This is a genomic window from Sphingomonas sp. HMP9, assembly GCF_013374115.1.
GTDB lineage: Bacteria > Pseudomonadota > Alphaproteobacteria > Sphingomonadales > Sphingomonadaceae > Sphingomonas.
This window is the reverse complement of record NZ_AP022673.1, coordinates 1,674,585-1,689,432: the sequence shown is the minus strand read 5'-3', so window position 1 is coordinate 1,689,432 and position 14,848 is coordinate 1,674,585. Positions and strand designations below refer to the sequence as shown.

The window sequence follows — 14,848 nt, the reverse complement described above, 5'->3', positions numbered from 1 at the left end:
GGGCGCGCGGCCATCGACCTTCGCGCGAGGACGTCCTTCCTAGATGTCCGACCGGTACATCGCTGCTGTCCCGGCCGCATTTCGCCGAGCTCGAAAGTACCCCAGCTTCAGTATGCGAATATGCGAACGATTTGCATTAGCGGGCGAGTGCGGGTACGGGCACCCCCATTCAGGGGACAATGATGCGGTTTGGACTTCTTACTATCCTGGCTTGGCCGATCGTCGGCATGGCGCCGCCGGTCTGCGCGCAGGCCATAGTCACGCCGGCGGGGGATGATACCGACGGTCGCCCTTCGGACGTCCCTGCCGATGTCATCGTGACTGCGACGCGCAGCATCCTGCCGCCCAACGCGCTGCCGTTGACGATCGACGTGATCGACCGTGCGGCGCTCGATCAGCAGGTCGCGATCGGTGGTTCGGTGGTCGATGCGGTGTCGAACCTGACGCCGTCCTTCTCGCCGACGCGGCAGAAGCTGTCGGGCGCGGGCGAGACGTTGCGCGGCCGCTCGCCGCTCTACGCCATCAACGGCATTCCGCAGTCGACGCCGCTGCGCGATGGATCGCGCGACGGCTTCACGATCGATCCATTCTTCATCGACCGGGTCGAACTGATCTACGGGTCGAACGCGTTGCAGGGAATCGGCGGCACCGGCGGGATCGTCAACCAGGTGACCGTGCAGCCGCCGCGCACCGAAGGCCTGTCGGGCCGCGCGCTGGTCCAGGGCACGACCGACACCGGTTTCAGCGGCGACGGCAATGGCGGCAAGGTCGCCGGGTTGCTCGCGTGGAAATCGGGACGCTTCGACGTGATGGCGGGGGCTGCGTACGACAAGCGCGGCGCGTTCTACGACGGGAACGGCAACCGCGTCGGCACTGACCTGACTCAGGGCGAGACGCAGGATTCGCGCAGCTGGTCGGTGTTCGCGCGCGCCGGCTATGCGCTGACCGACACCGCGCGGATCGACCTGATCGCCAACCGCTTCGAATTGAAGGGCGGCGGCAATTACATCGCCAGCAACGGCAATTTCCGGATCAACCTGCCGACGACGTCGGTGCGCGGCACGCCGCCGGGCGACCCTGCCGAGAACCGGACCGAAAGCCTCGCGCTGTCGCTGACCGATCCCGACCTGTGGGGTGGCAACCTCGTCACCCAGATCTTCTTCAACCGGTCGCGCGATACGTTCGGCGGCGAGGTCGCGCCGATCGCGACGTTCCAGGACGTGCGGCTCGCGCCGATCGGCCAGCTGTTCGATCAGTCACAGAACCGTTCGCGCAAATATGGCGGCAAGTTCAGCTATGAGCGCGGCATTCCCGGCTTCGAGGCGCTGACCGCGACGCTTGGCTTCGATGCGCTGTACGATCGCACCGAGCAACGCCTGATCGCGACCGACCGCGTCTGGGTGCCGCCCGCCGACTTTCGCAGCCTCGCACCGTTCGGACAGGTCAACCTCGCGCTGTTCGACAAGGTCGTGCGCATCGCGGGTGGTGCACGCTACGAGAATGTGAAGATCGTCATCGACGATTACACGACGCTCGCCTCCTATGGCAGCCATGCGGTCGCCGGCGGCAGCCCGAGCTTCAGCAAGGCGCTGTTCAACGGCGGCGTCATCGTCGAGCCGATCCCCGGCATCCGCGCCTATGGCAGCTATGCGCAAGGGTATACCGTGCCCGATGTCGGCCGCATCTCGCGTGCGATCAACCGCGACGGGGTCGACCTCGATACCTATGTCGACATCGCGCCGATCGTGTCGAACAACCGCGAACTCGGCGTCGAGGTGAAGCGCGGGCCGATGAACGCGAGCGCGACCTATTTCTGGTCGACCAGCACGCGCGGGCAGGTGCTGGTGTTCACCGGCGGCGCGTATGAAGCACAACGCCAGCGGGTCGAGATCCAGGGGATCGAGGTCAATCTCGAGGCGCGGATGCCAGTGCCGGGGCTGACGCTGTCGACCGGGTTCGCGCATCTCGTCGGGCGCACGGACTCGAACGACGACGGCAAGGTCGATATCGATCTGGACGGCGCGAACATCTCGCCCGATCGCCTCAATCTCGCCGCGAGCTATGTACGCGGGAAGGTGTCCGCCCGCGTACAGCAGCAATTCTATCTGTCGCGCAAATATGAGGGGCTGCCCGCGGCGAACGATTTCGGCGGGTACAACGTCACCGACGCCAGCATACGCTATGCCTTGCCCGTCGGTGCGCTGACGCTGAGCGCGCAGAACGTCTTCGATCATTTCTACATCGATTATTACAGCGACACGGTGCGACCGACCGACAACGCGCATTTCTTTGCGGGGCGCGGACGTAATTTCACGCTCGGCTGGGACGTCAGGTTCTAGGATGGGACTGCTCGATACCCTGCATCGCTGGACCGGCGGGTTCCTGGGGCTGGTCCTCGCGCTTCTCGGGCTGACCGGTGCGATCCTGGTGCACCGCGATGCGTGGATCATGCTGCCGCACGCCGGCGATGCGCAGATCCAGACCACGCACATCCTCGCCGCGACCACCGAGCGACTGATGGCGGAGCCCGCGACACGGCCGCAGAGCATCACCTTCGCCAACGCCAATCTCGGGCTCGACCGGCTCGATTTCGGCAAGGGGGCAGGGGCCTATGCCGACCAGGCCGGCACCATCGTCAGCCAGTGGCAGTCGCAATGGGCGCGGCCCGAATTGTGGCTGTTCGACCTGCACCATCATTTGTTTTCGGGCGACACCGGCGAGACGATCATCGGGATCGCGGGCGTGGCGGGGCTGCTCTTCGTGGTCACGGGCACGATCCTGTGGTGGCGGACGCGCAAGACGTTTGCGTTCCGGCCCTTGCCCAAGCGGCTCAGTCGGCCCGCGATCGTCCGGCATCACCGCGATCTGGGAATCGTCGCGGCGCCGTTGCTGATCCTCTCCCTGTTGACCGGCGCGACGCTCGTATTCAGGCCGATCAGCGCGCTCTTCCTCGGACCCGGCGCACCGGCGGAGATCGATACGGCGTTGCAGGCACCGAAGGGGCCGAAGGTCGCGCTCGCCCGTCATCTCGACTGGCAGGGCATGATCGTCGCGGCGCGCGCGCGCTTTCCCGATGCCGAACTGCGCAGCGTGTCGCTGCCGCGCAAGGACAGCAGCCTCATCACGATCCGGATGAGGCGGCCGCAGGAATGGTTGCCGAACGGGCGGACGACACTGTGGTTTGCGGCCGATGACGGCCGTCTGATCCGTGCGCGCGATGCAGGCGCGTTGTCGAATGTCGTGGCGGCGTACAACATCCTGTATCCGCTGCACGCCGCCAAGGTCGGCGGGCTCGGCTATCGGCTGGTGATGACGCTGTCGGGTCTCGCGCTGGGCCTGCTCGGCACGTTGAGCGTCTGGAGCTTCTGGTTCAAGCGGCCGGCTCGGCGGAAAGTGCGGGCAGATCGCTGACGCCGATCCCCGGCATCGGCGGCACCGCGAGATACATCGCCGCCGGCAGTTGCCACTCTCTCCAGCACATAGGTCGTGAAGCTGGATAGCGGACAAGGCTCGGCACAACCGGCTATGGGAATGGTAACGGCATCGGGAGAAGCGTTCGCCAGCAGCGGGATGCGATAGCGCATCTGGTCGAGCGTCTGCGCAACATAGCGGACGCGGACCGTCTGCTGGCCATCCGCGCCGCGCCGCCAGAGTTCCAGCACCAGCCCGCCGCCCGGTGCGGCTTCGCCCGCGGCGTAGTCGCGCAGTTTCCAGTTCAGGCCGAGAAGCCCGGCGAGCATCGTCACCGTGCCGTCGTGCCCGCTGAGGACGACGATCTTCTCCGCGTCGCCGATCGGATCGGCCAAGGCGATCGCACCGGCGCCGCGCTGGAGCGTCGCGAGCAGCCGCATCGCGAGGTAGCTGCTGGTCTGGCGGCCGACCTCCGGCGTGCGCGTGCGCAGGTCGATGCCGGCACCGTGCACGACCAGCGCCCTGCCGATCGTCGCTGCATCGATCCCGCGCCACCCCGGGAAGGCGAGCCCGTCGGCATAGGCCATCACCAGGCTCTCGGCGATCCCGGCGACTTGCAGGCTGGGTGACGTCAGGTCCGGCTTGCCGCTGGCGCCGATCCGCATCGCGGTCGGCGTATCGCCGAGCCGGCGCTGCACCTTGGTCCGTTCGACCGATGAGCAGGGGATACGGCGGCATTGGAGCAACAGCGCCTCGAACCGGTCGCGATCGGGGCCCTGTCGCGCGTCCCATGCGGCAAGGTTGCCGTCGACCCGTGCGGACATCGCCGCCAGCATCCGCTGCGGATCGAGCGGGGCGAGCGGTGTCTGTGGCGCCTCGAACAGGGGATCCGGGGCTGCCGCCGATTGATGGATCGTCGCGCTGCATCCGGGCGTCAGGCCTTGGGCGAGCGCGGTTGCGGTCGCCTCGGTCCGCTGGGTGTGATTGGCCCAGTAATAGACCGCGCAGTCGCGCGCGCCGAGCAGCCCCATCTGCCGGTAATGCTCGCGATACCAGCCGCCGAGCATCGTCACGAGCGTGGCGCCATTGGCGGTCAGATAGCCCGGCGGTACCGCGAACCGCGGCCATGCGCGGCGGCTGTAGCGGCCGAGCTCCTCCGGGCTCGACATCGCGCTGCGCACGCCGTGGCGCATGACGATGACGACGCGTTCCAGCGTGTCCTGGGCGGGCGGCGAAGTCGGCCCGGTTTGTGCCGCCGCCCCGCCAGCCATCGTGCACGAGACGGCCAGCGCGAGCCTGGCCGCAAGCGCTGCGATCCGCATCAGAACTTCGCCCTGACGCCTGCGGTGAACGTGCGCCCGTAATCGGTATAGCCCGCGAACTGGTTGTCGCGGACATATTGCCACTGGACGCCGCCGGCGACGTTCATGCCCTGCACGACGAAGGTTACGCTCGGCGTCACCTTGTACGACATGTCGAAATCGAGGCTGCCGAACGCGCTGTCGTTGTTGGCGGCGAGCCCCGCGCCGCCGACGTCGCGCAGCACGTTGCCGCGCCAGCTGTAGCTCACCCGCGCGCCGACGCGCTCCTTCTCGTAGAAGGCGGTCAGGTTGAAGCTGTCCTTGGCGACGTCGACCAGCGCATCGCGGAACGTGCCGCCGGTCGCCAGCGCATAGGTGCCGCCGGTCTTGGTGTGCGTGTAGTTCGCCTGCGCGCCAAGGCCGTCGAACGGCGCGGGCAGCATCTTGAACAGCTGCTGATACGCGATCTCGATCCCTGCGACATAGGCGTCGCCGCCGTTCTTGGGCGCGGTCAGGCGATAGGTCTGGCCGTCCAGGATGAAGTCGCGAGTCTGCTGGAAGACGAACGTCGTGATGTCCTTGTAGAACACACCGCCAACCAGCGCGCTTCCCGGCGCGAAATACCATTCGACCGTGCCGTCATATTGCCACGCCTCGAACGGCTTGAGTTCTGGGTTGCCGCCGACCGCGGTGAGGACGGTCGGGCTCGAATTGATCGTCAGCCGCGGTGCCAGGTCGGCCAGCGATGGCCGGGTAATGACCTTCGACGCGGCGAACCGCATCTGGAGGTTGGGCGAGACCTCGGCGACCAGGTTTAGCGAGGGCAGGATATTGTCATAGGTCTTCTCGTAGCTGACCGGCAGCGCGGCCTTGCCGTCATCGGCATAGCCCGACGATGTCTGGCGCGTCCGGGCATAGCGGACGCCGATATCGCCGCGCACGGCGACCCCGCCGAGCGGAAACGCGAAGTCGGCCATGCCGTAGCCCGCCAGGATCTCCTCACCGATCGCATAGCTGTTGCGCAGATCGCCGCGCGCGAGCGGGGCGGCGAGCAGTGCCTCCTTGCCGGTGGCGGCGGCGAGGAACTTGGCCGGATCGGGCATTGCCCAGGTCGTGGGCAGGTCGCCCTTGGCGCCATCCAGGAAGTCGTAGACCGGGAACGGCACGAAATAGCTCGCGTCGAAATATTTGCCTGTGATGCCGCTGGTGAAGTTGATGTCGCGACGATCATAGGCGCGCGTCCGCTTCTGGTATTTTGCGCCGGCATGCAGCGCGCTGACCACGCCGGTGAGATCGCGGGTCACGTCGAGCTTGGCGGCACGCTCGCGGTCTTTCGAATCGTTGACGCGGTATTCGATCCGCCGTCCGGGCAGCAGCGCCGGGTTCGACAGGTCCGCGTTCAGCAGCGTCACGTCGGGCAGGCGATCGCCCGCCTTGCCGAAATCGAACGTCGTCGCGCCGACCGTACCGAGCAGGCGGGTACGGTAGATAGGCTCCGGCGTGTTCGAATAGGCCTGGCCGATGCTGCCATCCGCGGCGATCGTCCAGCCGCCGGCCTGCCACTTGGCGTTCGTGCCGAACAGCCAGTTCTTGTACTGCAGCACCGACGTCTCGCGACCGATCTGCGTGGTCGAGGCGGTCGTCGTCGCGCCGGTCAGCACGCCGTTCTCGATCACCGCGCTACCCGGTACGATCCCACGCGGCAGGTTGGAGCCGTCCGCCGCCGAATAGGTCAGCTCGTCATAGGCGACGTTCAGCCGGCTCCACAGCCCGTCGACGTTCAGCTCGAACCGGTCGTCGGGCTTCCACTGGACTGCGCCGTTGATGCCAATGCGGTCGCGATTCTCGCGCTCGAGCGTCGGGCGGATGGCGGTGGGGATCAGGATCGTCGCGCTGTCGAGCGAGCCGTTGCCGTCGGTATCGATCTTGCCATCCGCCCAGCCGACGCCGGTGATGCGATCCTGGCGCGTGGTGCGCTCGTCATAGACACCGGCGATCAGCGCGCCGAACTTGCCGTCGGGGCTCGCCCAGCTCGCCATCCCCGACAGCCGCGGATCGACCGCATCCGCTAGCCGCGGCGAACTGGCGGTCGCGGATAGTGCGAGCACGGGCTTCTTCAGGTCGAGTGGGCGGAAGGTGCGCAGGTTGATGGTGCCGCCAATGCCGCCTTCGTCGAGGCTGGCACGCGGGCTCTTGATCACCTCGACTGCGGACATGAGTTCGGAGGGCAACGTATCGAAGCGGAACTGGCGGCCGCTCTGGCCACTGTCGCGGACGTTCTCGTTCACCGCGACCGAGCGATCGTTGAGCGTCACAACCTGGAAATTGGCGCCGAGCCCGCGGATCCGGACGAACACGCCTTCACCGCGATCGCGGACGATCGACACGCCGGGCACGCGCTGGAGCGCCTCGGCGATGTTCTGTGCGGGAAACTTGCCGATATCCTCCGCCTTGACGACGTCGATGACGTTGGTCGCCTTGCGCTTCTGCGCGAGTGCGGTGGTCAGGCTGCTCGCATAGCCGGTGACGACGATCTCGGGTCCGGGCTCGGCGGCGTCGTTTTGCGGGGCGTCGGTCGCCACCGTTTGCGGTGCTGCGCCGACGAGGGCGGCCGACACGAGCAACGCGCCATTGGGCTCGCGCCGCACGGTGAGCCGCGTGCCGGCGATCAGGCGCTCGACCGCGGCGTGCGGCACCATCGTGCCGTTGAGCGCGGGGGCCGTCATCCCGGCGACCGCGGCGGGCGTGAACAGGATGTCGGTGCCGCTCTGGCGAGCGAGTGCTTCGAGCGCCTTGCCGAGCGGTTGTGCTGCGAGATGAACGGTTACGACACGCGCCTGCGCGGTAGCCACGGTGGCCAGGAAGCTGGTCGACAGCGCGGCGCAGGCGGCGCCCAGCACGAACGATCGGCGCAGGCGCCGGCGATTGGTGATCACGGTGTTCATCCCCCCAAGGAAGGCGGCGATGATGCCGCACCTCCTCGACGGGCGAGGATCGATCTACCCCACCCCCCCACGGCGAATTGCGGCGAACCGCGGCGAAATTTATCCGCCGAGCAGGACCGTGCCCTCCATCGTCCGCACCCGCAACGCGAGCAGAGCCGCGAGCGACCGGCCCAGCGCGACATTGTCGCCCATCCGGTACATCCCGCTGACGCGCAATTCGGCCGCCACCGGGTCGGCGATCACCAGCCGCGTCGCGCTGTAGCGGTTGGCTTCCTCGGCGACCGCGGTCAGCGTATCCTCGTGGAACGCCGCGCGGCCGCTGGTCCAGGCCTGCGTCGCGGCAAGGTCGGGGCGATCGATCCGGCCCTCGCGCAGACGCTCGCCACCGGTCAGCCGCCGCGCGGCACCGGTCGTCGTCACGGCCGCGCTGCCCTCGATCGCCGTCACCACCACCCGGTCGTCGCGGTCGCGGCGCAGGTCGAACCGCCCAGCCGCCGCGGTCATGTCGCCGCCGCCCGCGTCGATCGTGAACGGCATGGTCAGCGGCGCCACGGTCAGGTCGACCCGACCGCGCGCAAGCCAGAGCCGCCGCCGCGTCGGCGTCGCGATCACCCGTACACGGGTCGCCGCATCGAGCAGCATCGACGAGCCGTCCTGCAACCCGATCCGGCGCTGCTCGCCGATCCCCGTCTCGTACGGTGTGGCCGCATAGGCCGCCTGGAACGCGAAACTACCGCCTGCCGTCGTCGCGGTCAGCGCCACGAGCCCGGCGATCGCCCGGCGCCGCGTCACCGGCGCCCGCGACGGCGTCGTCCCCGGCACCATGTCCCACAGATCGGTGGCGCGCTCGAACCGCTCGGCATGATCGGGGTTCGCGGCGAGCCAGCGCCGGAACTCCGCCGCGTCGTCCGCGGTGGCGTCATCGGCGTTGAGCCGCGCGATCCACTCGGCCGCGGTTCGGTTGCTGGCTGCCCGGTGCGTATCGAAGCTGTTCGGGGAACGGCGGCCGGGCATCGCGAAACTTACCAACCCTCCGTCCAATCGGCCAAGAAGGTCATTGCCTTGGCCATGTGCTTTTCGACCGCGCTTTGGCTGATGTCCAGCCGCTCGGCAATCTCGCGGTATTTATACCCGTCGAGCCGCTGCATCAGAAATATCTCGCGGGTCCTGGGCGTCAGCCGGTCGATGCCCTCGCGGACCCGTGCTAGCCGCGCGCTGGCGATCATCACCTCGTCCTGGATCGGGGCGGGATCGCGCAACCAGTCGATCGCCTCGACCGGTTCGCACGCCCCGCGCACCGCCTCCCGGCGAAACGCATCGCGACCCCGGTTGACCGCGGCATGGACCAGGAACGCCTCGTCGTTGCGCGGGGCGCTCGCCAGCCCCGCCATGCTGACATAGGCATCGTGGAGCAGGTCCTCGCCATCAGCCCGCCGCGTCATCCGCTCGACCTGCGCGCGCAACCGCGACCACCCCGCCCACAGGCGACTGGGTCCCGCATCGGTCGTCATAAGATCGGACGTCGTCATCCGCCCACCCGGTATGGGCATGCGGGTACAGTTTGATGACGTCGCAGGGACGGATCGGTGACACCAGGGGCGGCCTGACCCCACCCTGCGCCCGTCTCATGAACGCCATCTTGTCCGGCGTTCAGACGCTATGACAGCATTCAAGACGAACTGGTATGATCCATCATAGGGTAGGTTCGGGTCGTTTCGAATCTATGCGTACGACGATGGAATTCGCTTTCGCCCCAGGAGCAATAGGCTGCGATGATAGGCGGCCGACGATCTGTTGCGGCTGTTGTCGGCCATTGCCAGCCAGGCCATCGCCTCTGCAACGCGCGTGCCCGGTTCGAGGGGGATCCGCGCGAGTTCGATGTCGAACGGCGCGAAATAGGCGGGTTCACCTTGCCATTCGGCAAGGCAGTCGCGGGCTTGCTCGATCGACCAACCGTGCAGGTGGATACCGAGATCGACGAGCGCGCGGGCGACGCGGAACAGGAGCCAATGGGTGTGGCCGAGCGCGTCATACGGGTCGGCATAGGCGCCGGCTTTCTCCGCGAGTTGCTCGGCGTAGATCCCCCAGCCTTCGACGAAGGACGACGCATATTCGATACGGAGCGGGTGAGGCGGGGCGGCACTTTCCAGGCCGAGCTGGATCATGTGGCCGGGGAGCAACTCGTGCGCCACGACGCTCGGCAGCGTCCAGCGGGGACGTCGGCGGATGTCCTTGAGGTCGACGACATAGGCGCCGGGGCGGGTCGGGGTCGGGAGCTCGCGATAGCCGCTGCGACCGATAGCGATGTCTTGCTGGGACAGCGCGCGGGCGCTGGCGTTCAGGCACCAGGGCGGGAGTTGGCCGAACGCGGCCAGGATATTGGCGCGCGCGGCGGCGAGCATGCGGTTCATGTCGGTGATGGCCTCGGTCCGGCCAGCGTCGGTGTCGGGGTAGAGGAAGCGCGCCTCGCGCCAGAGTTTGGCGTAGCGTGCCGCGATCGTACCCTTGGACGCACCGATCTGGTCGAACAGATGCGCAGCGCGGGCGTGAAGGCGGCGCAGTTCGAGGAAGAGCCGGCGTTCGGCATAGGCTGGCGTCATGGCGCCCAGCGAGCGTTGAAGTTGCAGCGCGTACCAGTCCGCGCCGCCCGGCAACCGTCCGACCCCGGGCGCGGAAGGGGCGGTGTCGCGAAGACTTTCTAGTGCGGCGATCTGCCGGTCGATTGCGGGGTTTGCGGGGGCGGCTCGAAGAGCGTCGAGCGTGCGGCCGAGAGACAGGCGGGGAAGGACTATACCCGCTGCTGCGTCGGCGAGGATCGCGGCGGTGTCCGCGTCTATCCTGGTCGCATCGGGATGTGCCGCCTTCCAGGCACCGGTCGTGGGAGTCACGCGGTAGGGGCTGCGTCCGGTGCGGCCGAACGAGGACCGGGCGATAGCCGCGTCGATCGCGAGACCCGCGCGCGCCGTGGTCAGGTGGAGGCCGTCGCTCGGTTGCAGGGAATGGGCGTCGAAGGGGGCGAGCAGGCGAAGCGCTTCGTCCGGATCGGTTGCCGCGGCTGCATCGAGGGCTTGGCGTATCGGCGTGGTGGATTGGGCGCGGATCGTTGCGGGGACAAAGGCGGATGTTGTCAGCCCGATGAGTATGGTTCTCCGGGTTTGGGTCATTGGCCACGCTTCCGTCGGCGCCGAACGAACGCGCCCGCTTGCCGTTCGCCCTGCGTGAAGTCGAAGGGGGTGTCCCATGAGGCGGTGCTTCGACTTCGCTCGGAACGGACGGTTTGGGGAGAGGCCGCGGAGACGGCGCGAGGCGGGGGGAGCATCATCGGGGCAATGCCACGCGGTTATTGGCTTGGGTGATCTCCGGCTCGTCATCGGCGAGCGCGACGTGGACGGTCAGCGTTGCGGGATCGACGCGCGTCGGGACCGTCAGCTTCACCGTCGCGACTTTGGGCCGAAGATCGAGCGGAGCGGCTAGCGGGGGGAGGCTCGTGGTGGCAACGACCTTGCCCGTCGCGTCGACCAGGTCCGCGCGGCCGCCTTGCGCGGCCTTCGCGCCAAGGCTGTGTACCGTAACGGCGACGCTGCGCGCCTTCACGACCACGTCGTCCGTACCGATGCCGAGGTCGGCGCGCTCGTCCACGGAAGCGCCGGCCTCGACCAAGGCGAAGTCGAGCACCGTCGTGCCGGGTGCGAACGCGACGTCGGTGGCAGCGCTGCGTTCGAGCGTCATGGCCTGCGCTCCGCCGATCGGCGCGACCGTCTTGCCGCCGTCGGCGCTGCTCGACGCCTGCATCGACCAGCGGCCTGCGGTGACGGTCCAGGTCGACATCGTCGCATGCTGGGCGTGATCGGTGGTGTTGTACGCGATCACGCGGAACTTAGTCGGGGTAGTACCCGGCAGCAGGATCGCGACGCGCTCTGCCGCGCCCGGTTCGGCGAAGCGCCAGCTCACGGTGTTGCCGGGCCAGCTCTGGTTGCGGCGCAGCGCGATGCCGCCGAGGCGTTCGCGTTGCAGGATCTCGCTGGGCTGGTCGACGCGGTCGCTCCACCAATGTCCCTCGGTGTACATGTCCATGTGTTGCGCCTTGTCGGCGATCGCGTCGGCGTGGAGTGACTCGAGCGGCGCGGTGTCGCCCGTTGCGGCCCAGGCGGTGTAGCGCGCGAACGGGTCTCCGGACTTGCTCGCCGCCAGTTTCGTGCGCGCCGCTGCGCCGCCGGGGAGTGCATCGAAGGCGTTCTCGTTGAACTCGGCAAGCGCGCCAGGGCCGGCCTTGGCGAGGCGCGCGTCGATCGGGCGGAGGTATTTCGCATCGCCGGTATAGCGCCACGCGGCCCAGCTCGCCTGCAACGACGTGGTGATGCCGCCGCCGTCGCCGGTTCGCTCGGCATCGGTGCGCCAGTTGATCTCGTTGGGATAGCTCCAGTTGCCGTCGGGGGCTTGTTTGCCATGCGCCATCCAGCCATCGATCACGCCTGTGACCAGGCCTCGGGCGAGGGGATTGGCATTGTAGAGACCGACCAGCATCGGACCATGCATGACGGTGAAGGCATAGGGTTTCTGCCATTCCCACGCGCCCTCGCGGTACATCTTGCGGCCGCCATACCAGTTGCTGGCGAAGTGCAGGTGGCCGGCGGGGTTCCTGAGGATGACGGTCTGGAGGGCGCGCGTGGTGTCCATCAGGCGCTCGACCGCCTTCGGCTCGCCCCAGTTGAGATAGAGGCGCTCGGCGTTGCTGTTCAGGCCCTCTTCGTACGCGTGGAGCTCGTCGGCGGTGATATAGCCGAGGCCGTTCACGATCATGCCGTTCTTGTAGACCGCGTCCGACAGCGCGCGGAGCGAGGCGTTGATCTTGTCGGGCTCGACACCCATCAGCGCGAGGCCGGGCCATTGCTGGGTCAGGTCGGTGTCGTCGGAAAGGCCTCCGCCGAAATCGCCGTACGGGACCTGGCGCTCGTCGATCCACCAGGTGACGAACTGGCGGACGCGTTTCAGGTCTTCGAGTTGGCGGAAGGCCCAGAGCGGCACGCCTGCGGGCGGGACGGGCTGCACGAAGGTGGGCAGGTTCTCGGGGCGATAATTGATGTCCGCCCAATAGGCACGGGCCCGCGCATTGTCCGGGTCGACACGAAGCAGGTCCGAGATGTCGGCGAAGAGGCGCTGGTAGAGGCCGGCGCGCTTGGACGCGGTGTGTTCCTCGACCAGGAAGCCCCAATTGTCCTTCACCTGTGCCATGCGGTCGGCGATGTGTTCGGGCAGGGCGGCGGCGCGGGCTTTGAAGACGAGACGGATCTTGGCGCCGTCGAGCGCGGCGGCGTCGAAGTCGGGCGCGGCGCTGGCGATCGTCAGATAGAGGCTGTCGTTCGGAAGGACGCGGTCGCGCAGGTCGAGCCATATCGTGCGCGCTTCGTTGGGTCGGACCGAGACGGAGAGGTCGATCATGTCGCGACCGGGCCAGATCGGGTCCTTCACGCGGATGTTCAGCGCGATCAGGCCGGCGGCGTTGGGCCTGGTTTTCAGCGCGGGGATGTCGATGGCGATACCGTCGAGGCCGTCATTGAGATTCTGCCAACCATAGTCGAAGGCGCGGGCGAGCGGGCGGTCGGGCAGGGCGTCACCGAAGCTTGCCGGGATCAGGATATGGACGATCGGGGCGGCATCCTTGTGGCGGACGGGGGCGCCGGATGCGCCGCCTGTGCCAGCGCCGACGGCGGCCTTGAGGCCGGCGGCGGGCATCGCGACGACACTGCTGCGCTCGTCGGGCGCGAACCGGCCGGCGATGTAGGTGTTGAGGGGAGCGAGCGCGGCCAGATTGGGGGAGGCAGCGGCATCGATGGTGTAGGACAGCTTGAAACTGCCCGCGGGTTCAGTGCCCTCGCCGATGTCATAGGCCCAGAGTTCCTGGATCGGTTGCTCCTGCATCGTGTTCGTGAAGCTCAGCGTACCGCCGGTGCGAGGGGCGAACTGGTCGACGGTCCGGACTGGGCCTTGCGGGCGGGTGGCGATTAGCGAGGTCTTGCCGCCGCTGCTCCAGTCTAGGCGTCCATATGCTGCGCCGCGAATTTCGACGCGGTTGACGCGTTCGCCGGGCGGAATCGTCAAATCATAGCGTTTGCCGCCTTCGACATAGGTATTCCAGTCGGGCAGCTCGAAATAATCGTCGCGGCCGGGCAGGCGGGAGCGGTTGTAGACGCCGGGCCAGGTCGTTTCGGCAATGCCGTCCACGCCTTTCCACATCCATTGCTTGAGATCCTTCGCGTCGGCGAATTCGACCTTTCGAACGCGGGTTACGGGGGCGTCGAGGACGGGCGGGGCGGCCTTGTCCCAGCCGTAGCGGTGGAGCCATGCGGTGCGTTTGGCGGCGGGGTCGGATGCGGGCGCGGGGGAAGGTTCGCGCTTGCCGGCGAGCGCTGCGACATCGACCACAGCGAGCATGTGGTCGTAGACACGGATCTCGTCGAGGTCGGACCCGCGCATGAAATTGTAGCGGCTCTGGACCTGGTGCGGGGACATCACGCGGCCGGCGAGACCGAACTGGTCGAGGCCGCTGTCGAGGTCCGCCTTCTGATCCTTCCGGGCGACCAGCGTGCCGTTGACGAAGAGTTGCACGCCGACGGTTTCATCCCAGGCGAAGGCGATGTGCGACCAGGCGTCGGCGGTCTGCGCTTGCGGTATCGTCCATGACACGCGGATGCGCGACAGGTTCGCATCGGTGACGAAGGCGTCGAAGCCGTGGCCGTTCCAGTCGATCCGCAGGAACGCCATGTCCCAGCTCGAATGGTCGGCGAACCCGGTGCGGAAGATCACGAACGGCGCTTCGCCGACGGGGGTGCGGGACCGCCAGAAGAAGGCAAGCGTGCCGCGGTCGGCGCGGATGTTGCCGGGGGCTTTCCAGGCGACATAGCCGTCGTCGGCCCAGCGTGCGGCACCGCCGATCGCGCCATCGGGCGTGATGTCGACGCCGCTGCGGAAATTGGGGACGGGGTCGCCGGTTGCGTAGTCGGCGGCGAGGCTCTTGTCGGCGGAGGCGCGGAAGAGGAGCCCGAACGCGTCCTGTGCGGCGGCGGGCGCGATGCTGGCGACTGCCAATGCGAGGACGGACGAAGTGGCGAAACGCTTCACGGCTTTCTCCTTGGGGCCAATCGGCATTGCGCGATTTGGCTAGCTCTCACTGCGTCTCAAGACTGTCTTCCC

The 14,848-nt window shown here is 67.7% G+C and carries 8 protein-coding genes; 2 read left to right on the top strand and 6 right to left on the bottom strand.

Annotation, left to right across the window (positions count from 1 at the left end):
* The first annotated feature begins 182 nt into the window (after window positions 1–182).
* Entirely contained in the window at window positions 183–2,339 is a 2,157-nt protein-coding gene (locus HMP09_RS07515) for a TonB-dependent receptor (protein WP_232090758.1), read from the top strand.
* 1 nt (window position 2,340) lies between these two features.
* A complete protein-coding gene (locus HMP09_RS07510) occupies window positions 2,341–3,411 on the top strand; it encodes a PepSY-associated TM helix domain-containing protein (RefSeq protein WP_176499855.1) in 1,071 nt (356 codons plus the stop codon).
* On the opposite strand, the gene HMP09_RS07505 is transcribed toward HMP09_RS07510, so the two are convergent.
* From HMP09_RS07505 to HMP09_RS07480, 6 genes are all read right to left on the bottom strand, one after another.
* Window positions 3,297–4,733, bottom strand: a complete 1,437-nt coding sequence (locus tag HMP09_RS07505) for a histidine-type phosphatase (RefSeq protein WP_176499854.1) — start codon at window positions 4,731–4,733, stop codon at window positions 3,297–3,299. The two genes, HMP09_RS07510 and HMP09_RS07505, sit on opposite strands and share 115 nt — an antisense overlap.
* Window positions 4,733–7,648, bottom strand: coding sequence for a TonB-dependent receptor (locus HMP09_RS07500; protein WP_443026453.1), 2,916 nt, complete (start codon window positions 7,646–7,648; stop codon window positions 4,733–4,735). Before HMP09_RS07500 ends, HMP09_RS07505 begins: the two co-directional genes overlap by 1 nt.
* Before the next feature lie 108 nt (window positions 7,649–7,756).
* Window positions 7,757–8,671 (bottom strand): FecR family protein, encoded by a 915-nt coding sequence (locus tag HMP09_RS07495; protein ID WP_176499852.1) that lies wholly within the window; start codon window positions 8,669–8,671, stop codon window positions 7,757–7,759.
* A gap of 8 nt (window positions 8,672–8,679) precedes the next feature.
* Entirely contained in the window at window positions 8,680–9,186 is a 507-nt protein-coding gene (locus HMP09_RS07490) for an RNA polymerase sigma factor (RefSeq protein ID WP_176499851.1), read from the bottom strand.
* A gap of 192 nt (window positions 9,187–9,378) precedes the next feature.
* Window positions 9,379–10,821, bottom strand: a complete 1,443-nt coding sequence (locus tag HMP09_RS07485; RefSeq protein WP_176499850.1) for a DUF885 family protein — start codon at window positions 10,819–10,821, stop codon at window positions 9,379–9,381.
* A gap of 154 nt (window positions 10,822–10,975) precedes the next feature.
* Window positions 10,976–14,803: a LamG-like jellyroll fold domain-containing protein gene (locus HMP09_RS07480; protein WP_176499849.1), complete on the bottom strand. Its 3,828-nt coding sequence runs from the start codon at window positions 14,801–14,803 to the stop codon at window positions 10,976–10,978.
* Between the last annotated feature and the right edge of the window lie 45 nt (window positions 14,804–14,848).